This window comes from Chitinimonas prasina, assembly GCF_030160395.1.
In the GTDB taxonomy this organism is placed as follows: Bacteria; Pseudomonadota; Gammaproteobacteria; order Burkholderiales; family Chitinimonadaceae; genus Chitinimonas; species Chitinimonas prasina.
This window is the reverse complement of record NZ_BSOG01000001.1, coordinates 534,557-554,857: the sequence shown is the minus strand read 5'-3', so window position 1 is coordinate 554,857 and position 20,301 is coordinate 534,557. Positions and strand designations below refer to the sequence as shown.

At 61.0% G+C, this 20,301-nt stretch carries 17 protein-coding genes; 7 read left to right on the top strand and 10 right to left on the bottom strand.

The genetic code is table 11. The features are described from left to right. Window positions 1-4: 4 nt before the first annotated feature. Window positions 5-658, bottom strand: coding sequence for a cell division ATP-binding protein FtsE (ftsE, locus tag QQK16_RS02720; protein ID WP_284194885.1), 654 nt, complete (start codon window positions 656-658; stop codon window positions 5-7). 93 nt (window positions 659-751) lie between these two features. Further along, complete coding sequence (gene ftsY / locus QQK16_RS02715) at window positions 752-1,975, bottom strand: signal recognition particle-docking protein FtsY (RefSeq protein ID WP_284194884.1); 1,224 nt, start codon at window positions 1,973-1,975, stop codon at window positions 752-754. 252 nt (window positions 1,976-2,227) lie between these two features. Here ftsY and rsmD point away from each other — a divergent pair, with 252 nt between their 5' ends. Both rsmD and QQK16_RS02705 read left to right on the top strand, forming a co-directional pair. Then, on the top strand, window positions 2,228-2,818 hold the full coding sequence (gene rsmD, locus QQK16_RS02710) for a 16S rRNA (guanine(966)-N(2))-methyltransferase RsmD (protein ID WP_284194883.1): 591 nt from the start codon (window positions 2,228-2,230) through the stop codon (window positions 2,816-2,818). A gap of 100 nt (window positions 2,819-2,918) precedes the next feature. Then, entirely contained in the window at window positions 2,919-3,200 is a 282-nt protein-coding gene (locus QQK16_RS02705; protein ID WP_284194882.1) for a pyrimidine/purine nucleoside phosphorylase, read from the top strand. A gap of 343 nt (window positions 3,201-3,543) precedes the next feature. Here QQK16_RS02705 and QQK16_RS02700 read toward each other — a convergent pair whose 3' ends face one another. From QQK16_RS02700 to queG, 5 genes are all read right to left on the bottom strand, one after another. After that, window positions 3,544-5,049 (bottom strand): YdgA family protein, encoded by a 1,506-nt coding sequence (locus QQK16_RS02700; RefSeq protein ID WP_284194881.1) that lies wholly within the window; start codon window positions 5,047-5,049, stop codon window positions 3,544-3,546. Window positions 5,050-5,118: 69 nt separating this feature from the next. Then, complete coding sequence (gene purB / locus QQK16_RS02695) at window positions 5,119-6,486, bottom strand: adenylosuccinate lyase (RefSeq protein WP_284194880.1); 1,368 nt, start codon at window positions 6,484-6,486, stop codon at window positions 5,119-5,121. Between the two features lie 134 nt (window positions 6,487-6,620). Next, window positions 6,621-7,169: a hypothetical protein gene (locus QQK16_RS02690; protein ID WP_284194879.1), complete on the bottom strand. Its 549-nt coding sequence runs from the start codon at window positions 7,167-7,169 to the stop codon at window positions 6,621-6,623. Window positions 7,170-7,268: 99 nt separating this feature from the next. Further along, complete coding sequence (gene murI, locus QQK16_RS02685; protein ID WP_284194878.1) at window positions 7,269-8,078, bottom strand: glutamate racemase; 810 nt, start codon at window positions 8,076-8,078, stop codon at window positions 7,269-7,271. A gap of 67 nt (window positions 8,079-8,145) precedes the next feature. Then, window positions 8,146-9,258, bottom strand: coding sequence for a tRNA epoxyqueuosine(34) reductase QueG (gene queG, locus QQK16_RS02680; RefSeq protein WP_284194877.1), 1,113 nt, complete (start codon window positions 9,256-9,258; stop codon window positions 8,146-8,148). Here queG and tsaE point away from each other — a divergent pair. Continuing rightward, window positions 9,241-9,738 (top strand): tRNA (adenosine(37)-N6)-threonylcarbamoyltransferase complex ATPase subunit type 1 TsaE, encoded by a 498-nt coding sequence (gene tsaE / locus QQK16_RS02675; protein ID WP_284194876.1) that lies wholly within the window; start codon window positions 9,241-9,243, stop codon window positions 9,736-9,738. The genes queG and tsaE overlap by 18 nt on opposite strands. Beyond that, window positions 9,690-10,973 carry an N-acetylmuramoyl-L-alanine amidase gene (locus QQK16_RS02670; protein ID WP_284194875.1) on the top strand — a complete coding sequence of 428 codons (1,284 nt, stop codon included), beginning with the start codon at window positions 9,690-9,692 and terminating at the stop codon, window positions 10,971-10,973. The genes tsaE and QQK16_RS02670 overlap by 49 nt, the downstream gene beginning before the upstream one ends. A 385-nt stretch (window positions 10,974-11,358) precedes the next feature. On the opposite strand, the gene QQK16_RS02665 is transcribed toward QQK16_RS02670, so the two are convergent. Beyond that, complete coding sequence (locus tag QQK16_RS02665) at window positions 11,359-11,736, bottom strand: response regulator (protein ID WP_284194874.1); 378 nt, start codon at window positions 11,734-11,736, stop codon at window positions 11,359-11,361. Between the two features lie 68 nt (window positions 11,737-11,804). Here QQK16_RS02665 and mutL point away from each other — a divergent pair, with 68 nt between their 5' ends. The 3 genes from mutL to miaA are packed head-to-tail and all read left to right on the top strand — an operon-like array spanning window position 11,805 to window position 15,344. Next, on the top strand, window positions 11,805-13,643 hold the full coding sequence (mutL, locus tag QQK16_RS02660) for a DNA mismatch repair endonuclease MutL (protein ID WP_284194873.1): 1,839 nt from the start codon (window positions 11,805-11,807) through the stop codon (window positions 13,641-13,643). A 1-nt stretch (window position 13,644) separates the two neighbouring features. Beyond that, window positions 13,645-14,415 carry a hypothetical protein gene (locus tag QQK16_RS02655; RefSeq protein WP_284194872.1) on the top strand — a complete coding sequence of 257 codons (771 nt, stop codon included), beginning with the start codon at window positions 13,645-13,647 and terminating at the stop codon, window positions 14,413-14,415. Further along, window positions 14,412-15,344 carry a tRNA (adenosine(37)-N6)-dimethylallyltransferase MiaA gene (gene miaA / locus QQK16_RS02650; RefSeq protein WP_284194871.1) on the top strand — a complete coding sequence of 311 codons (933 nt, stop codon included), beginning with the start codon at window positions 14,412-14,414 and terminating at the stop codon, window positions 15,342-15,344. The genes QQK16_RS02655 and miaA overlap by 4 nt, the downstream gene beginning before the upstream one ends. Before the next feature lie 135 nt (window positions 15,345-15,479). Here the strand turns inward: miaA and QQK16_RS02645 are convergent, their stop codons facing one another. Next, on the bottom strand, window positions 15,480-17,432 hold the full coding sequence (locus QQK16_RS02645; RefSeq protein WP_284194870.1) for an alpha/beta hydrolase family protein: 1,953 nt from the start codon (window positions 17,430-17,432) through the stop codon (window positions 15,480-15,482). A 108-nt stretch (window positions 17,433-17,540) separates the two neighbouring features. Next, entirely contained in the window at window positions 17,541-20,267 is a 2,727-nt protein-coding gene (locus tag QQK16_RS02640) for a TonB-dependent receptor (protein ID WP_284194869.1), read from the bottom strand. Between the last annotated feature and the right edge of the window lie 34 nt (window positions 20,268-20,301).

Below are 20,301 nucleotides of genomic sequence, written 5' to 3'. Positions count from 1 at the left end.
TTCCTCACTGGGTGAACTGGCCTTGGTTGAGACGCAGGATACGGCGGCCATAGTCCGCCATCAGGGTTTCGTCGTGGGCCGAGATGACGATGGTGACCCCTACCTGGTGGAAGCTCTTGAACAGCTCCATGATGTCCAGCGCATAGGCGCGGTCCAGGTTGCCGGTGGGCTCGTCGGCCAGGAGTATGCTGGGACGATGGACAACGGCACGGGCAATGCACAGGCGCTGCTGCTCGCCGCCAGAGAGCGAGATGGGGCTCATCTTCTCGCGGCCCAGCAGGCCAACCTTGTCGAGCGCCGCACGGGCACGGCGGGCTGCCTCGCGGCGGTCGTAGCCGACGATATCGAGCGGCAGCATCACATTGTCGAACACGCTGCGGTCGAACAGTATCTTGTGATCCTGGAAGATCAGGCCGATATGGCGGCGCAGATAGGGCACGGCGCCGCGACGTATGGCGGCGAGATTCTGGCCATTGACCACTACCGAGCCGGCGCTGGGCTTGTCTATGCCGGCGATCAGCTTGAGCAGGGTGGATTTGCCGGCGCCGGAATGCCCGGCCAGAAACACCAGCTCCCCGGTTTCTATCTGGAAGCTGAGGTTCTTCAAGGCCTCGTAGCCGCCGGGGTAGCGCTTGCTGACTTGGTTGAACTGGATCATGGGCGGGTCAGGGTCTGGGCTCGGTGTAGGTCAAACGGGGCCGTGGCAGGCGACCGGGCGGCGGCGCACTGCGCTGGCGGCTTGGAGCGGCGCTTACTCTATCAGGGCGTCCACATAATCCTTGGCTTCAAACGGGCGCAAATCATCAATACCTTCGCCCACGCCGATAAAGCGCAGCGGTATGGCTTTCTGCTTGGCGATGCCGGCAATCACACCGCCCTTGGCCGTGCCGTCCAGCTTGGTCAGTACCAGGCCAGTCAGGCCCAGGGCATCGTCAAAGGCCTTGACCTGTTGCAGGGCGTTCTGGCCGGTATTGGCGTCCAGTACCAGCAGTATCTCGTGCGGGCCACTGGGGTCCGCCTTGGCGATCACCCGCTTGACCTTGGCGATCTCGTCCATCAGGTGCAGCTGGGTAGGCAGGCGGCCTGCCGTGTCTGCCAGCACGATATCTATGCCGCGGGCCTTGGCTGCGTTGATGGCATCGAAGCAGACGGCGGCGGAATCGCCGCCATCCTGGGCAATCACGGTGACGTTGTTGCGCTCGCCCCAGGCCATCAGTTGCTCGCGCGCAGCGGCGCGGAAGGTATCGCCCGCTGCCAGCAGCACGCTCTTGCCCTGGCCCTGAAAGTACTTGGCCAGCTTGCCTATGCTGGTGGTCTTGCCGGCACCGTTCACCCCGGCCACCATGATGATGTAGGGCTTGTGGCCCTCGACCTGCAGGGGTTTTTCCAGCGGGGCAATCAGGTCGGTCAGGGCGCCCTTGAGCGCGCCGCGCAGCTCGCTGGCATCCTTGAGGCCAGCCAGGCTGACCCGCTGCCGCACATCCTTGAGCAGATGCACGGTCGCATCCACGCCCATGTCGGCGGTCAGTAGCACGGTCTCCAGTTCTTCGTAGAGGTCCTCGTCGATCTGGCCTCCGCCGAACAGGGCGGCCAGCTCCTTGCCCAGCTTGTCGCGGGTCTTGGCCAGGCCGGCCTTGAGCTTGTACTGCCAGACTTCGCGCGAGGCCTGTGCCACATCCTTGGCCAGCACCGTCACATCGGTATTCAGTACCTCGACGGTCTTTTGCCAGAACGACTTGTCTTCTGTGCTGGTGCTGGCGGCGGGTGCCGGGCTCGGCACCGCAACTGGCGCGGCTACCGGTGCCGCTACTGGCGTGGTGGCAGGTCCTGCGGGCGCGGTATCTGGCGTAGGGGCGGGCTGTGGGGTGGCGGGTTTCTCGCCGCCCACCAGTTCGCCGATATCGGTATTGAGCGCTTTCCAGAGCTTGCTGCCCCAGCCGGCGGAGGTATTCTGCGTATTTTGATTGTCGGACATCTATGGGTGCATCTGATTGATATTGCGTATGAAACCGGGAGTGCCGGCAAGATGGGGTAGGATTCTAGCTTTCCTGAGCCCTGTTATGAACTATTTCGCCTTGTTGCGGGGTTTTCTATGCACGCCCTTGCACCGGTGCGGTGCCTCATAAAGGGCCAGGAATACGGCGCCAGGAGGTTTGCTGGCGTTGTAGCAGCGGCCCTTGCCTCATGGCAGGTGCCGGTAGATCACTGACTTTTTCGACAGCCCAGCATGCCCAAGCTCGCGCCCAAGACCTCCAAGCCGGTACGTGGTACCAATCAGCTACGCATTATCGGCGGCGAGTACCGCCGCCGCATCCTGCCTTTCCCTGACAGCGAGGGGCTACGCCCAACGCCGGACAGGGTCCGTGAAACCCTGTTCAACTGGCTGGGGCAGGAGCTGCATGGGCAGCGCTGCCTGGACTTGTTTGCCGGCTCCGGTGCCCTCGGCTTCGAGGCGGCATCGCGGGGAGCTGCCAGGGTAGTGATGGTGGAGCAAGCCAGACCGGTGCTGCAGGCCCTGCGCAGCAACCAGCAAAGCCTTGGGGCGCACGCGGTCGACATCGTGGCGGCTGACGCACTGGCCTGGCTGGCGCGCTGTACCGAGCAGTTCGACGTGATCTTTCTCGACCCACCCTTCGCCGGCGATCTGCTGCCCAAGGTACTAGCCCTGCTGCCGCCCATCTTGGCGGAGGATGCCTACGTCTATGCAGAGACGGCAAACTGGCCCGATCTGAGCGGCTGGAAACGCTTGCGCGAGGGCAAGGCAGGTGTGGTGCAGTATGGTTTGCTGCAATGGGGCGGTGAATCGGCAGCGAGCTAGCGGGCAGGCTTGCGGGCATAAGTGTGGGCAGCACAAGTTATGAAGCGCAGGCTCGCCCTTGGGCATACTGGTGCATCCCCAACCTCAGGAGCATTGCAGCATGTTCAAGGTCAATGAGTATTTCGGCGGCACGGTAAAGTCCATCGCCTTTGCCATGGCAGAAGGGCCTGCCACCATCGGTGTGATGGCACCTGGTGAATACGAATTCGGCACCAGTCAGTTAGAAATCATGCACGTGATAGCGGGCGCCCTGACGGTGAAGCTGCCAGGGCAGGACGCCTGGGAGACGTTTGCGGCGGGGAGCCGGTTTACTGTGCCGGCGGACAGCAGGTTTCAGTTGAAGGTGGGGCAGGAGACGGCCTATCTCTGCGAATACCGCTGAATAACAGGGCATAGGCCTACTGCGCACCTCCATCCCGGCCCTGCGATGCTCGCCGTACTCAAGTACGGCTGCGCTTCTCGAACCGGCCTGGAGGCGCTCGCTACGGCCTCTGCCCTGTTATTGCGTGGGTGCGTTGAAGAGCTGGTCGATCGCACGTCTCCATCCCGGCCCTGCGATGCTTGCCGTACTCAGGTACGGCTGCGCCTCTCGAACCGGCCTGGAGGTGCTCGCTACGGCCGTTGCGCTGCTACTGCGATGCTGGCTGGTGAGCCTCCGGTCACACACACAAACAAAAAACGCCCGACTCGATTGAGCGGGCGTTTTTTTGTGGCTGCGGTCCGGCTTATTCCACTGCGGCTTCTTCGGCTTCTTCTTCCAGCGCCGCTTCGGCGGGCGGAATGGCCAGCTGCCATGGCAGCGGGATGTGGGTGCCATTGACTTCCAGGCGGCCGTTCTTCCATACGGCACTGCTGCTGAGCAGGTCGCCATCGGCGCGGATAAGCTTTTGTTCCAGCAGCTTGCGGATCTGGCTTTCCATCAGGTTGCGTGCCAGGTTGTCCAGCTCTTCGGTCTCGGGCTGTTCGCCTTCCTCGGTGTCGATGGCAATAGCGCCGCGAGCCTGCCAGAGGGCGACGGTTTCGATGACCTGCTTGGGTACTTGCAGATCGGCATTGGCCTGGAGTTTTTCCAGCAACAGCAGGGGGCTGTCCAGGTCTTTTTCCTCGAAGCCCTTGAGCGTGACGTTGGCCTTGAGCTTGACTTCGCCCTCGGGCAGCTTGACCGACAGCTCGTTCAGCGACAGCTCTGGATTGTTCTTCAGCAGGGGCAGTCCATCCTTGCGGAACAGGGCCAGCATCTGGGTGGCCTGCTCGCCGGGATCCTTGACCTCGCGCTGGATCTTGTTGGCGGCCAGGCTCAGCTTGGCCAGGGTAGGGCCATGCAGATGGTTGGCCGAGACAGACAATTTGGCCGGGCCATAGGTCTTGCTGTTGAGCGCCAGGCTGCTGACGACCACGTCGCCGCTGGAGTTGATGAACTCGCCCTCGGCGACAGTCTTGACCTGATAGCTCAGGCCGGCCAGCTTGACGTCAACCGGCTGTTCGCCCTCGGTTTGCTTGAAGGTGGCCGAGGCCAGGCTCAGCTTGCCCTCGCCCAGCATCAGGCCGGCTTGGCCGCGGGTATTGTGCGATTCGAAGCGCAGATCCTTGATATCCAGCGTGCCTTTGGGGCCGGCTTCAAAGTGCAGGCCAGGGGCGACTGCGACGATGTCTATCTTGTTGAAATCACCGCCATAGCTGATGGTGGCATCCAGGCCTTGCCAGACCGATTTTACCTTGGCCAGGGTTTCTTCGTAGGTGAAGCTCGGCACCTTAATGGCGAAGACACCATCGTCGTTGAACTTGATGCGGTTCTCGATCTGCAGCGGACGTTGGTCGCCGAACACCTTCTTCAACAGGGCCTGGGTGTCGGCGCTGAAGGCGATATCGGTGGTGACGGCGGCCTTCAGGGGCGAGAAGTCGCCGGACATCAAGAGCGGCAGCGGGCCGTGCTTGATGGTCTGGGTGTAGGTCAGTTCCAGCTTGGCGCCGCCCATTTCTTCCAGCTTGAGCATCTGGTAGGGGGCCAGCAGGTTGGGGGCAACCGCGATGGTGGTGCGCTCGGTCGAGCTAAATACGCCACGCTCGTAGACGCGCGATTTCACGACAAAATAAGGCAGGTCGGCGATCAGCTGGTGTTGCTTGGCCAGCGTGGTCTCGGCTTGCTTGCCGGCCCACCAGCTGGTTCCGGTGTAGGCGGCGGCTGCGCCGATGACGACGGCCAGGGCAATGACTAAGGGCTTCTGCTTCACGGTACGACAGGCCTTTCTGCACAAATGAATGAAAGCGGGCTGCTTGGCAGCCCGCAGATAGCGTATGGCTTAAATATTACGGGCAAGTTCGACGGCGCTGCCGATATAGCTGGCCGGTGTCAGCGCCAGCAGGCGTACCTTCTCGGATTCAGGGATGGCCAGGGTCTTGATGAAGGCGTGCAGGGTGTCGCGATTGATGCCGGCCTTGCCGCGCGTCAGATCCTTGAGCTGCTCGTAGGCATTGGGGACGGCATAGCGGCGCATCACGGTCTGGATGGGTTCGGCCAGGACTTCCCAGTTGGCGTCGAGGTCGGCGGCCATGGCATTGGGGTTGGCTTCCAGCTTGTCCAGTCCCTTGCTGGCCGAGGCGTAGCCCAGCAGGGTGTAGCCAAGGGCCACGCCCATATTGCGCAGCACGGTCGAGTCTGTCAGGTCGCGCTGCCAGCGGGAGATGGGCAGCTTCTGGCTCAGGTGGGTCAACATGGCATTGGCCATGCCCAGATTGCCTTCGGAATTCTCGAAGTCGATGGGGTTGACCTTGTGCGGCATGGTGGAGCTGCCTACTTCGCCTTCCTTGACCTTCTGCTTGAAGAAGCCCAGGGAGATGTAGCCCCAGATATCGCGGTTCATGTCGATGAGGATGGTGTTGACGCGGGCAAAGTCGTCATACAGCTCGCTCATGTAGTCATGCGGCTCAATCTGGATGGTGTAGGGGTTGAAACTGATGCCCAGCGATTCAACAAAGCGGCGGGCAAAGCCGGGCCAATCCACATCAGGGTAGGCCGACAGGTGCGCGTTGTAGTTGCCTACCGCGCCATTGATCTTGCCCAGCAGCTCGACCTCGGCGATGCGCTTGTGCTGGCGCTCCAGCCGGTAGGCGATATTGGCCAGTTCCTTGCCCATGGTGGTTGGGGTGGCAGGCTGGCCGTGGGTGCGCGACATCATGGGTTTGTCGGCCAGTTCGTGCGCCAGGGTCTTGAGACGGGCAACGATATCGGCGAGCTTGGGCAGCATGGCTGCGCGGCCGGCCTTGAGCATCAGGGCATGCGACAGGTTGTTGATGTCTTCCGAGGTGCAGGCAAAGTGCAGGAACTCGGTGACCGGGCCGATTTCGGGATTGCCTGACAGGCGTTCCTTCAGCCAGTACTCAATGGCCTTGACGTCGTGGTTGGTGCGACTCTCGATGGCCTTGACCTCTTCGGCGTGGGCCTCGGAGAAGTTGCTGACGACTTCGTCCAGCTCGGCCACGGTGGCGGCAGAGAAGCTGGGCACCTCGACGATGCCGGGTTCATTCGACAGGGCTTTGAGCCATTCGACCTCCACCTTGACCCGATGCTTGATCAGCGCGTACTCGCTGAAGCAGTCGCGCAGGGCATTGACCTGCTTGTGATAGCGGCCGTCTAGCGGGGAAAGGGCAGTCAGGGTGGAAAGCGTCATGGGGGCAGAAAATCCAATCAAAACAAGCGCAGGATTCTATCACGCCAGGGCGTGCCGCCGGGCGTGACACCATGTAAAAAGCGGCCCTTGGGCCGCTTTTTAATCCGGGATTAATGCCGATTTAATCCACAGCCTTATTTTTTGCTGACCCGGATATTGCCGTTGTAGGTGCCGGCCTCGGTGATGTAGACCAGTGGCCCGGACAGGCGCATGGCGCCGTCCTTCTCGCCCAGCGTCAGTACATAGCTGGCGTTGTTCTGGTGTTTGACATTGAGCTTGCTGCCATCAAAGGTGGCGGGAGCAAAGGCTTCGGTCAGGTCGCCATAAGGGGTGTCGAACATGGTGGCGCGGCCGACCACATTGGCGCCATCCAGCTTCTCGATGACGATGACGGTCTTACCTTCATAGCCCATGCTGTCTATGGTCCACTTGCCTTCCCAGTTGCCGACGATGGGTGCTGCGGCCGTGGTGGGCTGGGTTGGCTCCACTTGTTTGACGATCTCGGCGGGCTTGGTGCTGGGGGCAGGCGTGATGGCTGCGGGTTCTACTGGCTTGGCAGGCTCGATCGGCTTGGGTGCCGTCACGACAGGGCTGGCGGGTTTGGCGGGCTCGGACGGGGTGGTGGCACAGCCGGCCAGCAGCATCAAGGCGGCGACCAGGCTATAGGCAGAAAAACGGGTCATGGTGGTGTCTCCTGATAGGGGGAATATCATGCCGTGCATGATGGCATGACGGCCGAGCGCTTGCTAGACCGTGCCGCCTCGGCGAGCTTGATGCAATGGTTATAGCTGAACCATTTCCAGGTGCTTGAGGCTGCGGCCCAGAAAGCGTTCGCCCACGGTCTGGAAGCGCAGGGGGATATCGGTTACATAGTAGCGATAGGTGGGTTCCTGCCGCTGTGGATTGGCCAGGTCCAGCTCCACCAGCTTGGCGGCCACCTGCTCGGCCACGCTGACTGCGGAGTCCACCAGCCGTATCTGGCTGCCGACCTCCTGCGCCAGCAGCGGCTTGAGCAGCGGATAGTGGGTGCAGCCCAATACCAGGGTGTCGATTCCTTCGGCCAGCACGGGCTTGAGATATTCCTGCACCGTCATGCGGGTGACGGGATGATCCAGCCAGCCCTCTTCCACCAGGGGGACCAGCAGCGGGCAGGCCTGGGAGTAGACGCGGGCCTCGGCGTTTAGCGTGTGCACGCCACGGGCATAGGCATTGCTGTTGACGGTGGTCGGCGTGGCGATCACCCCGATGGCGTGATTGCGGCTGACGGCCACGGCATTGCGGGCGCCGGCGTCTATCACATCGATGACCGGGATATTGACGCGGGCCCGTATCTTGTTGGCCGCCACCGCCGAGATGGTATTGCAGGCAATGACCAGCAGCTTGACCTCCTGCTGCATCAGGAAATCGACGATCTGCTGGGTGAACTGTTCTATGGTGGCAACCGACTTGACCCCATAGGGAACGCGGGCGGTATCGCCGAAATAGACGATGTCCTCAAACGGCAGGCGCTCCATCAGCGCCCGGGTGACGGTGAGCCCGCCTATGCCGGAATCAAAAACACCTATGGGTCGGGAGGCAAGCTGGGAGGGCATGGGGGCAGTCTGGCGGGAGCGGGTTGCGGTAGGCGCGGGATTCTACGCCTGCAGTATAGGGGGTCAATCAGGGCTCGTTTGACTTGCGTGCCTGGTGCTGCTGCAAGGCCCAGGCGACATGCTCGCGCACCAGCTCGCTGGGGTCGTCCTGGCGCTGCTGTAGGGCGGCCAGTACGGCAGGCGTGCTGGGGGCGTTACCCAGGCCAACGGCAATATTGCGCAGCCAGCGCTCGTGGCCTATGCGATAGATGGCAGTGCCGGCCAGGCGTTGGTTGAATTCGGTCTCGCTCCAGCCAAACAGTGTCACTAGGCTTACCGCATCAAGCCCATTGCGGACTGCGAAATCGGCCTCGCTGCTATCGACGGCAAAACGGTTCCAGGGGCAGACCAGTTGGCAGTCGTCGCAGCCATAGACGCGGTTGCCTATCAGTGGGCGGAACTCGGCCGGAATGCTGCCCTTCAGTTCGATGGTGAGGTAGGACACGCAGCGGCGGGCATCGACCCGGTAAGGGGCGACGATGGCGCGGGTGGGGCAGATGTCGATGCACTTGCTGCAGCGGCCGCAGTGCTCCTGCACCAGGGGCGGATCGATGGGCAGGGGCAGGCTGACAAACAGCTCGCCCAGAAAGAACATTGAGCCATGCTCGCGGGTCAGCAGCAGCGTATGCTTGCCCCGCCAGCCCAGGCCTGCACGCACGGCGGCTTCGACTTCCATGACCGGGGCGGAGTCGACAAAGGCGCGGTAGCCCAGGGCATGGCCGGCGGCCTGGATGCGCTCCGCCAGTTTCTGTAGGCGATTGCGCAACACCTTGTGATAATCGCGTCCAAGCGCATAGCGCGAGATGAAGGCCGCTTCGCCGTCGGCCAGTACCGCTTCGCTGTCGAGCGCGTGTGGTGCGCGGTAATTCATCCGTAATGAAATGACGCGGCGGGTGCCCGGCACCAGTTCCGCAGGTCGGGCACGTTTCAGGCCGTGACTGGCCATATAATCCATCTCGCCATGCTGGTCTGCAGCCAGCCAGGCTTGCAGGTTTTGTGCTGCGGCCGGGCCGAGGTCGGCGTCGCCTATCTGGGCCGCATCAAAGCCCAGCTCTGCTGCCCAGCGTTTGATGTCGCTGGCCAGTGCTGTCCAGTCCTGTTCGTCCTTAGTTGGAATATCCCCATGCATAGCCAAGATCATACCCTGACTGCCTACCTGCCCGATGAAGCTGCGACCCTGGCCATGGGCGAGGTGCTGGCGCAAGCGCTGCGGGGCGGGCTGGTGGTGTTTCTGGAAGGCGATCTGGGCGCAGGTAAAACCACGCTGACGCGGGGCATACTGCGGGGACTGGGCCATTCAGGCCGGGTTAAGAGTCCGACCTATACACTGGTTGAACCTTACGTGGTTTCTAACTTATACTTCCATCACTTTGATTTATATAGGTTTGCCGATCCGCTGGAATGGGAGGATGCAGGCTTTAGGGAAATGTTCAATCCCGATAGCATTTGCATGGTGGAGTGGCCGGAAAAAGCACAGGGTTTATTGCCTGTGCCGGACTGGACCATCAGCCTTGTTCCCCAGGATGAAGGACGGGCATTTCGCCTCCTTACCGGTACCTTGCTCGGAGCATCATGTCTCGCAACCTTGACCGCTTCCGCCCAGACGCGACCCGCCGCTTGATGCTGCAGGGCGCCGTGGCGACGCTGCTGTTTGGCATCGCCCCTCGCGCCTTTGCCGGCAGCGCCGTGGTGGCCGTCCGTGTCTGGCCGGCCAAGGCCTATACCCGCATCACGCTGGAATCCAGCGCGCCGCTCAAGTTCAACCAGTTCATGGTGCCGGATCCGGCGCGCCTGGTCGTGGATCTGGAGGGGGCCGACTGGGGCAGTGAGCTGGACAAGATAGCCCAGCGCATCGGTACCGATGATCCCTATGTGCGCCAGTTGCGTGCCGGCCGGTTCAAGCCGGGGACGGTGCGGGTGGTGCTGGATCTCAAAACCGAGGTCAAGCCCCAGGTGTTTACCCTGGAACCATTTGGCGAGTACCAGCACAGGCTGGTGATCGATTTGTACCCCGCCCAGCCGGATGATCCACTGATGGCCTTGCTGAACGACGGCAAGGGCATGCCCGACAAACCGGCAGCCGCCCCCGAGAAGCCGGCGACCAAGCCGCAGGGCGAGGCGACCGAGCGGGACAAGCTGGAAGTCAGCAGGCTGGTGACGATAGCCATTGATCCCGGTCATGGTGGCGAGGACCCGGGCGCCGTGGGCGCCGGCGGAACCTATGAAAAGACGGTCACGCTGTCCATAGGCAAGAAGCTCAAGGCGCTGATAGACAAGCAGCCCAATATGCGTGCTGTGCTGACCCGCGATGATGACTATTTTGTGCCCTTGGCACAGCGTGTGGGCAAGGCGCGCAAGGTGGGGGCCGATCTGTTCATGTCCATCCACGCCGATGCCTTCGTCAAACCCAATGCTCGAGGTTCGTCGGTGTTTGCCCTGTCGGAGCGCGGTGCGACCAGCACGGCGGCACGCCTGCTGGCGCAAAAGCAGAATGAGTCGGACCTGATAGGCGGGGTGAAATTTGATGTGCGCGACCGCCACCTGGCCCAGACCCTGCTGGACCTGACCCAGACGGCGACCATTAACGATAGCCTCAAGCTGGGCAAGGCCATGCTGACCGAGCTGGGCGAGATCAACCGGCTCCACAAACCCCAGGTGGAGCAGGCCGGTTTTGCTGTGCTGAAGGCGCCCGATATTCCTTCGGTGTTGGTGGAGACAGCCTTTATCTCCAATCCCGAAGAAGAAAAGAAGCTGGCCGATGAGGGTTACCAAGACAAAATGGCGGAGGCGCTGCTGAGCGGTATCAAGCGCTATCTGGCTAAAAACCCACCCCTTTCGCGCAACAAGATGGCCTGATCACCAGCCGTGCCGCCCGTGCCTGCTAAGTAGTACACGGGCGGTATCCAGATGCCCTGCTAGGAATGTTCCCATGTTGAAACCAGGCAAACTGTTTGCCGTCGCCACCATCTGCACACTGGTCGTGATGCGTGCACTGTTGACGGGTGCCAAGCCCCGTACCAGGCCCTGACACGTCCTTGTCGAAAAGCCTGTTCAATGTCATTTCGCCGTGCCATTCGCTGGCAAGGCTGCGAAACCTCAGGGCTGACCAGGGAAACGGCCATTCACTGCGTTTTGGCACTTGGCAATAGCTCGTTACTGCCTGCGCACCACGCCTTGAGCCTGGCCATTTCCCAGATCAGCCCAGCGGGCCGGCGCACGACGAAATGACATTGAACAGGCACTACGGCCCTTTAAGGGCGCTATCGACGGCGGCGATCAGTTTGGCGGCGGTAAAGGGTTTGACCACAAAGCCTGCAGCACCAAGGGTCATGGCGGATTTGACCCGTGTTAGGGTGGCTTCGCTACTGATCATGATGATCCGTGGAGAGTGCTTCATGCGCTTGAGGGTGGCCAGCACATCCATGCCGCTCGAGCCTGGCAGGTTGATGTCCAGCAACACCAGATCGGGCTGCTTGTCCTGGCAGCCCTTCAAGCCTTCTTCACCAGAGCTAGCCGCGCCCGCTTGATCAAGCCCGGCATTGGTCAAGATGCCCCGTATCAAGGATCGCAACACGCTATCGTCATCAATGACGTAGAAGGTGGGTTTGTCCCCGGTCATGCGCTTCTCCCAAAGCGGCTAGAGACCGGCTGATATACTGCGGGCTCAGTCCCGAGAATCGATTCCTGATGTCACGTATACGCCCCTTGCCCGACCATCTCGTTAACCAGATCGCTGCTGGCGAGGTGGTGGAGCGACCCGCCTCGGCCCTGAAGGAGTTGCTGGAAAACAGCCTGGACGCGGGTGCGACCACTCTCAGCGTAGACTTGGCGGAAGGGGGAAGCAAACTGATACGGGTGACCGACGATGGCAGCGGCATTGCTCGTGACGAGCTGAGCCTGGCGCTCAGCCGGCATGCCACCAGCAAGATAGCCAGCCTGGAAGACCTGCACCGGGTGCGTACCCTGGGTTTTCGGGGCGAAGGCCTGGCCAGTATCGCGTCGGTGTCGCAACTGCTGTTGAGCAGCCGCGAAGCCGGCTCGACACAGGCCTGGCGGGTCGAGGCGGACAACGGCAGCATCCATGAGGCGGAGCCGGCATCGCTGTCGGCAGGCACTTCGGTCGAGGTGCGCGACCTGTATTTCAATGTGCCGGCGCGCCGCAAGTTCCTGAAAACCCCCGCCACCGAATACGCCCATTGTGAGGATGCCTTCAAACGCATTGCCTTGTCGCGCCCCGACCTTGCGCTGACCTTGACCCATAACGGCAAGGTGCAATGGCGGTTGAAGGCAGAGACAGCCAGCGAACGCATGCGTGCCGTGCTGGGCAATGAGTTTGCCGACACCATGCTGGCCATAGAGGCTCAGGCGGCCAGCCTGCGTCTGACGGGTTTTGCCGGTTCGCCCACCGTGTCGCGGGCCAGCCGCGAGGCCCAGTTTGTCTTCGTCAATGGCCGGTTTGTGCGTGACAAGGTGGTGCTGCATGCCGTGCGCGAGGCTTATCGCGACGTGTTGCATCTGGATAGGCAGCCCCTGTATGTGCTGTTTATCGAGCTGGACCCGGAGGCAGTGGACGTGAACGTACACCCCACCAAGACTGAGGTGCGGTTTCGTGAGTCGCAGGCCATCCACCGCTTTCTGTTCCACGCCCTCAACAAGGCCTTGGCAGAGACCCGGGCGGGTGCAGCTGTAGCCGCCGAGGCGGCGGCCCAGCCCGAAGGTAGCCCGAGCAATATCGCCTATGCGCCCACTTTTCAGCAGATGCGCATGCCGCTGGGCGTGCAGGAGTCGGCAGCAGGCAATTTCTACGGCACCCTGTTCGCCGGAGTGCGTGAGGCGGAACGGGCGGCGCCCCAGGAGGCGTCCATCGGCTCGGTGGTGCAACCGATGGCAACGCCACTGGCTGGCTATCCTGCCCGACCTTTGACCAGCAGCGACGACGACCTGCCGCCGCTGGGCTTTGCCCTGGCGCAGCTGCATGGCGTGTATGTGCTGGCGCAGGCCCGCGATGGCTTGATCGTGGTGGATATGCATGCGGCACATGAGCGGGTGGTGTACGAGAAGCTCAAGACCGCCCTGGATACTGATCGATTGCCTACACAGCCACTGCTGATACCGCTGGCCTTCCCGGCAGACCGGCTGGATGTGGCGACCGTGGAAGAGCACGCAGAGGCGCTCGGCCTGCTGGGGTTTGAAATGGCCGTCATGGGTCCGACCCAGCTGGCAGTGCGCTCCATTCCCATGCTGTTGCGCGACGCCGACCCGGTAGAGCTGGCCCGCTCGGTGCTGGCCGATATCCGCGAGGTAGGCGCCAGCCGCGTACTGACCGAAAAACGCGATGCCCTGCTGGCCAGCATGGCCTGCCATGGCGCTGTGCGGGCCAACCGAAGCCTGACCCTGCCAGAGATGAATGCCCTGCTGCGCGAGATGGAGGCCACCGAGCGCAGCGGCCAATGCAACCATGGCCGACCGACCTGGTTCAGGCTCAGCATGAACGAGCTGGACAAGCTGTTCATGCGGGGGCAATAACATGAGCGTGCTGTTGCTGACCAAGCTAACCTTGTCGCCGCTGCTGATTGGGCTGGCCAGCCTGGCGGGCAGACGCTGGGGGCCGAATGTGGCGGGCATGCTGGGTGGGCTGCCCATCGTGGCCGGGCCGCTGGTGGTGGTGCTGTGGCTGACCCAGGGCGAGCACTATGCCGCCCAGGTGGCCTTGTCCTCGCCCGCCGGGGTGTGGGGCAATGTGGCCTATATGCTGGGAGTGGGCTATGCCAGCGCCTATCTGCGCTGGCCTGGCGCCATCCTGGCGGGCTGGGGGGCTTACCTGCTGGTGGCCTTCGGCGTGTATGGGCTGGGCCTGGCGGAATCGCGCTGGGTGGCTGTGCTGGTGGTGGCCGGGCTATGGCTGGCGGCCACCCAGCTCTTGCCCAAGCCACGCGCCGCCCCCCCGGCGGCGACCTTGCCGCGCAGCGAGCTACTGGTGCGCATACTGGCGGCGGCCTGCCTGGTGTTCGGTTTGTCTACCGCCTCGCCTTTGTTGGGGCCTGCGCTGACCGGTGTGTTTGCCGGTGCGCCGGTTGCCGCTACGGTCATCCCGGCTTTTACCTATGCCAACGCGGGTCGCGATGCATTGCTGCTGGCCTTGCGCGGTTTCTTGACCGGCCTGATGGGGTTTGCCGTGTTTTTTCTGGTGCTGGCCGAAACCGTCGCGCCACTGGGCTGGTGGGCCTTGCTGGTCTCGGCGCTGGCTGGTGGTGCGGTGGGCTGGCTGGCCACACTTTGGGCGAGGAGATCGGCATGAGTACTCTGCCACCTGCAATTTTCCTGATGGGCCCGACGGCCAGCGGCAAGACGGCGCTGGCGGTGGAGCTGGCGCAGCGCCTGCCTGTCGAACTGATCTCGGTTGATTCGGCCCTGGTCTATCGCGATATGGACATTGGCACGGCGAAGCCCGATGCGGCCACGCTGGTGGTGGCGCCGCACCACCTGATCGACATCATCTCGCCGCTGGAGACTTACTCCGCCGCGCAATTCCGCCACGATGCCCTGCAGCTGATGGCCGAGATCACCGCTCGCGGCAAGGTACCGCTGCTGGTTGGGGGCACCATGCTGTACTTCAACGCCCTGCAGCACGGCCTGCACGACCTGCCCTCGGCAGAACCGGCCATACGCCAGCAACTGGAAGCCGATGCTGCCGCCCAGGGGTGGCCTGCCATGCATGCCAGACTGCAGCAGATAGACCCGGCTACCGCCGCGCGGCTGGCGCCCAATGACAGCCAGCGCATAGGCCGCGCGCTGGAGATTTTTCTGGCGTCGGGACGCACCATGGCCGCCTTGCTGGCGGAGCAGCGACAGGTGGAGCCGCTACCTTATACCCTGACCCGGCTGGCATTGATGCCGCCTGACAGGGCGGAGCTGCACGCACGCATCGCGCTGCGGTTTGAGCAGATGCTGAAGGAGGGGTTGATCGACGAAGTGGCCGGGCTGCGTCGGCAGTACCCTGAGCTTGAACCGGAGATGCCATCAATGCGCTGCGTGGGCTACCGGCAAACCTGGGACTACCTGGAAGGACGGTTGGACTACAAGGAACTGTGCGAGCGGGGCATCTATGCCACTCGGCAACTGGCCAAACGGCAGATTACCTGGTTGCGGGGGATGGCGGCAGATGGTGGGGTGATCCCCCTTGAATCTGCTTCGGCGATACAGGGTATAGAATTGCCGACGCCGTGATCGCGGGCTAGTCAGCTGACTTGATGCTTAGTAAACAAAATGCCACACATGGTGTGGCATTTTGTTTTGGTGCGACCACCCAAAGCAAAACCGGGCAATGGCGGTTTCGCTTGGGTTGATGACTACGATGACTTTTTACTTCTTGTCGCCGATATATTTACCCAGGAAGTTTTCAACCTGCTTGGCAAAATCGACCTGATTTTCCAGTTTGGTCCAACCATGGCCTTCGCCAGCATAGACTATCCACTCGACAGGCGTGCCTTGCTTGCGCAGCTTGTCCCGCATCTTCTCGCCATGAACCAGTGGCACGCGGATGTCTTCGGAGCCATAGGCCATCATGACGGGTTTGGTGATACGCGATGCATTCTCCAGGGCGGAAGATTTCTTCATGTACTCCACATCTTTATCTGGATCGCCATGCAGGTCCTTTTGACGATAGCGTGACCAGGCACTATCGGCAGTATCAGACCAGGCAACGCTGAAGAGCATGTTGATGTCCGTCACACCAACATAGTTGATGCCGCATTGATAGAGATCGGGGTCTTTCACCAAACCATACATCGTGGCGTAACCACCATAGCTGGCGCCCATGATGCAAACGCGCTTGGGGTCGACTATGCCTTGTTTGACCAGCCAGTTCACACCATCGGTAATATCATCCTGCATGGATAGGCCCCATTGCTTCCAGCCCGCGCGGTGCAGCTTCCAGCCCAGTCCTGTGGACATACGGAAGTTGGGTTGCAGCACGGCGTAACCACGCGAAGCCATGTGCTGAACAGAAGGATCGAACCCCCAGCTATCGCGGGCGTGCGGACCACCGTGAATGAATGCAACCAAAGGCAGGTTCTTTGCGGCCTTGTCCTTGGGTAGTGTCAGGTAGCCGGGAATGGTCAGGCCATCACGGGCGACATACTTGACAGTCTGCATCGGTGACATCTGCTCGGGGCTGATCTCTGGCTTGTAGGACAGCAATGGCTCCAGCGTGCTGGTTGCTGCCTCATAGAGGAAGGCACGACCCGGTTCGATATCCGATGAAGTGGTGACCAGCATGCGCTCGCCACGTTTTTGGATGGTATTGAGGCTGCCAGGGAAGGTGGCATCGAACTCTGCCTGCCATTTGGCCCATTGCTCATTGAAATAATGGATCTCTGGCTTATGCGCATTGATGCTGATGCCTACTATCTTACGGCTGGCTGCGTCACGGATGATACCCTGCTGAAAATCGGCTTCTGGGTGGCGGAACAGTAGCTCCTTGGGTTTTCCGGCTTCGAAGTCCCAAGTGTAGAGACCGTCGGTGTCCTCCTTGTTACGGCCCACGACCAGCATGGTCTTGTCGTCGGCATCGAAGGCGATAGGCGCATAACCCTCATCGTCCATCAGGTATTCCGTGATGGTTCGCCATTCAGCATCGTTGTTCTCGCGATAGCTGACTTTGTATTTGAACCTGCCGGTTGCTTTGTCACCGTAAAAAGATACGGCGGCGCGCACCTGCTTCTTGCTGTCCACCACCCATTGAGCAACCTTGCCTGGATTGTTGAAGGTCAGCAAACGAGTACGGCCATTGCTCGTGTCCATCAGGTAGACGTCGCTATTGCCAAAATCATCCTGCCCTGCACCGGGACTACGCTTGCTACTGGTCACCAGTATGTCGTTGCTGCCATCCTGGGGGACATCGAGCACGCTAATAGACATCTTTTCAGCAAGATTACGGAAACCGCTACCGTCAGCATTGATGGCGAACGGGCCCTGGCCGCGGGCTTGTTCCATGGTGCCTTTGGTATCCTGGACGTGGAACATCAACCGGTTGTTATTGATCCAGCGTACGCCGGCGGCATCCCATAGCTTGCTGGAGGCAAGGACATTGGCTTCACGTGTTTTCAGGTCGATTACTGCCAGAGCCAGACGACCGTTAACCGGGGTAATCACCGACAGCTTTTCCCCATTGGGTGACAGTACGGGGGAGCCATATTGCGGGCGAGTGAAAAAGTCCTCGATGGGGACGAGCTTGGGCTCGGCTGCTGCAAATGACAACGGGGCTGTCGCTAGCAGCAGGCCCAGGGCAATGCTGTGCAGGATTCGGTGTTTCACCGTGCTTCTCCAATCTGGTGCCGTGATGTGTAGGGGCATCAAAATCATGCGGCAGAATAAAAGATGGCGCCGAAACAGAGTTCCGGCGCCTATCGTTACGACTTGCTCTTAGTAGAAGGTGTAAACCGCGCTGGCTTGGAAGTAACGACCCATGGAATCATGCAACGGGGCGTAGTAATTCCGGCCATTGGTGTACGGGAAGAACGGTGGCTTGCGGTCGAAGGCATTCTTCACTGCACCGCTCAGTATCACGTTCTTGAAGCCTCTGTAGCTGCCACCGATGTTCACTGTGGTGAAGCTGGCGATATCGCGGCAAAGCTCCTCGTATCCTTCCGCGATAAAGCGGCAGGTTTCGTTCGGCGAGCCAACGGCGCCCATCTTGCCGACATAGCGTGCATCGGCAGACAGCGACCATGGACCCTGCTTCCAGCCCACGCCCAGGCTACCTTGCAGACGAGGCTGGCCCGAGGTGCCGATGTACTGCAGCATTGGATCATTCGGCGTGGGGGCAGTGCGATAGGACTGAACATATTGCAGGTTCAGCGAGGGTTCGATCTTGCCGTAGGCGCCCAGGTTGAAGCGGCCGCGCAGATCCATGTCCACGCCCTTGACGTCGGTCACGGAGACATTGGTCAGCAGCAGTTTCACTAGAGTGATTTCACCCTTGGTAGCGCCGTTGGCCGCGTCTGCTGCTGTCAGCGGATCGCGCACGATGACCGTAGCAGGGTTATTGGCGAACAAGGCTTCGTTGGCCAGTACTGTGGTCAGGTCGTACGTCGAAATTTCGTTCTTGCGCTTGATACGCCAGAAGTCGACCGACATATTGAAGGACTGGTTGGGTTCCCACACAAAGCCGTAGGTGAAGCTCTCACCCTTTTCTGGTCCGAGCTTGGGGTTGGAGCCACTCTGGTAGGGGCTTTGCGCATTACAGCCTTCCTTGAAGCTGGCATTGCAGCGTGCCGGATCCTGGAAGGAAATAAAGGCGTTCGAGATAGCTGTCGAGTTTTCCACCAGGGTAGGAGCGCGGAAGCCTTCTGCATAGGTGCTACGCAGAACCAGCGACGACCAGGGGGTCCACTTCAGTCCCAGCTTGGGCGTGGTCGAATTGCCGTAGTCCGAGTAACGGTCGTGGCGTGCTGCCAACTGTGCTTCCAGATTGCTCAGAATAGGAATATTCAACTCGCTATAAATCGAGCGGATATTGCGGCTGTTCGACATGGGCGGCGGCAGTTCGGCGCTATGGTAAAGCTCGCCGGCCACGGCGTTTGGATCTGGATTGGTCTCCAGGCTTTCGCGACGTGCTTCTACACCGACTGCCATGGACAAGGGACCCGCTGGCAGCTCAAGCAGAGCGCCGCTGACCTTTGCATCCCACAAGCTCATGGAGGACTTGTAATGACTGGCACTGTTTGTGACCAGGCTGGGATAGAGAGCAGCATTGCCGGCTACATCACCGAACAGGAACTTGCCGGTCTGCACGGCTTCGATGAACTTGGAGTTCAGCAGGCCGCCCGAGGCGCGCGATTCCACTTCACTTGAGTTGGTTAGGACGGCAGTTTCCCAGTCCCAAGTGCCCAGTACACCCTTGGCGCCAACCAGATAGCGACCAAAGTCAGTGGTGTTCTCCTGGCCTTGTGCCGGCAGGTTCTTTAGCTGCGAACGCAGGCGCACGCTACCGTTGCCGCCAGCCAGAGTCTTGCCATCAGGGCCGATCAGCTCTTGTGGATATTGCGGGTGGGTAATGGGAAGTGCACCAATTTCCTGGCCCAGTTGCATGGCAACCCAGTGCAACTGGCCGGTTACGCGTGCCTTGTTCTGGGTGCGCATGACTTCGGCCCATACCTTGGTATCAGCATTCGGCTGCCAGTTGAATACCGAGGTCAGCGAGAAGCGATCGCTTTTGCCACCAGAGTTGAAGTCAGCATCCTTCAGGTCATCGAATACACAGACCTTGCCGCCAGGCATGCCGCTGGCGCCGAAGAAGTCAGCGGCATCGACCTGCTGATCGGCCGGACAGGCTTTGCCGTCAATTGGGCGGGCATTGAACTTGCCAGTGGCCTTGTCGGTCCAGTAGATATTACCTGGCGCGGTATACAGGTTACGCTGGTCGTCATAACCATAGGCGCGCAAATCCTGCGTCCCAATGTAGCCGCCGCGGTTCTTCAGGAAGGAAGGCTTTTGCTGGCGGATGTCCAGGGTGGCGAAAGCATTGAAGTGCTGTTCCGTCAGGTTGCCGTAGCCAAAACTGGCGGTTGCTCGGGCAGTCTCGCCGTCGCCAACTTCGGATTCACCATAGGAAGCGCCAATTTCCAGGCCTTCATAGCTTTCCTTCAGAATGATGTTAACCACACCCGCCATGGCTTCCGAACCATAAATAGCCGATGCGCCGTCCTTCAGCACTTCGATGCGATCAACCGCACCCATGGGCAAGGTGTTCAGGTCAACGAAAGTGGTCTGGAATTCAGGTTGGGCGTAGGCAGCAAGACGGCGGCCATTGATCAGCATCAGGGTGGCTTGGCTACCCAGACCACGCAGGTTGAGACCGGAAGCGCCTGCGGTAAAGCCGCTGGTGCGGTTCTCATCGATACCACCAACGTTGACGGAAATGTTGCGCAGCACTTCAGTCAGCGTAGTGGCACCACCACGCTTCATCTGCTCATTGGTAATGATCATTACCGGCGAAGCGGTTTCTCGCGAGATGCGCTTGATGTTGGAGCCGGTAACGGTGATCTTTTCGACCTTGGGCTCGGGTGCCGCAGCGGCGGGATCGGCCGCATGGGCGGCGAGGCAGAAGCCAACGCTGGATAAGGCGATGGCAAGGCAGTTGAACTTCATCTGGTGATACTCCCCTAAGGTGTGCGAGGCGGGT

Bases quoted from the DNA above. Each gene is read 5' to 3' on its own strand.
- rsmD (WP_284194883.1), top strand. From the start codon at position 2,228: ATGCCCAAGCTCGCGCCCAAGACCTCCAAGCCGGTACGTGGTACCAAT.
- miaA (WP_284194871.1), top strand. From the start codon at position 14,412: ATGAGTACTCTGCCACCTGCAATTTTCCTGATGGGCCCGACGGCCAGC.
- queG (WP_284194877.1), bottom strand. From the start codon at position 9,258: ATGATCTTGGCTATGCATGGGGATATTCCAACTAAGGACGAACAGGAC.
- QQK16_RS02640 (WP_284194869.1), bottom strand. From the start codon at position 20,267: ATGAAGTTCAACTGCCTTGCCATCGCCTTATCCAGCGTTGGCTTCTGC.
- purB (WP_284194880.1), bottom strand. From the start codon at position 6,486: ATGACGCTTTCCACCCTGACTGCCCTTTCCCCGCTAGACGGCCGCTAT.
- murI (WP_284194878.1), bottom strand. From the start codon at position 8,078: ATGCCCTCCCAGCTTGCCTCCCGACCCATAGGTGTTTTTGATTCCGGC.
- QQK16_RS02665 (WP_284194874.1), bottom strand. From the start codon at position 11,736: ATGACCGGGGACAAACCCACCTTCTACGTCATTGATGACGATAGCGTG.
- QQK16_RS02705 (WP_284194882.1), top strand. From the start codon at position 2,919: ATGTTCAAGGTCAATGAGTATTTCGGCGGCACGGTAAAGTCCATCGCC.
- QQK16_RS02670 (WP_284194875.1), top strand. From the start codon at position 9,690: ATGTCTCGCAACCTTGACCGCTTCCGCCCAGACGCGACCCGCCGCTTG.
- ftsY (WP_284194884.1), bottom strand. From the start codon at position 1,975: ATGTCCGACAATCAAAATACGCAGAATACCTCCGCCGGCTGGGGCAGC.
- tsaE (WP_284194876.1), top strand. From the start codon at position 9,241: ATGCATAGCCAAGATCATACCCTGACTGCCTACCTGCCCGATGAAGCT.
- QQK16_RS02655 (WP_284194872.1), top strand. From the start codon at position 13,645: ATGAGCGTGCTGTTGCTGACCAAGCTAACCTTGTCGCCGCTGCTGATT.
- ftsE (WP_284194885.1), bottom strand. From the start codon at position 658: ATGATCCAGTTCAACCAAGTCAGCAAGCGCTACCCCGGCGGCTACGAG.
- QQK16_RS02690 (WP_284194879.1), bottom strand. From the start codon at position 7,169: ATGACCCGTTTTTCTGCCTATAGCCTGGTCGCCGCCTTGATGCTGCTG.
- mutL (WP_284194873.1), top strand. From the start codon at position 11,805: ATGTCACGTATACGCCCCTTGCCCGACCATCTCGTTAACCAGATCGCT.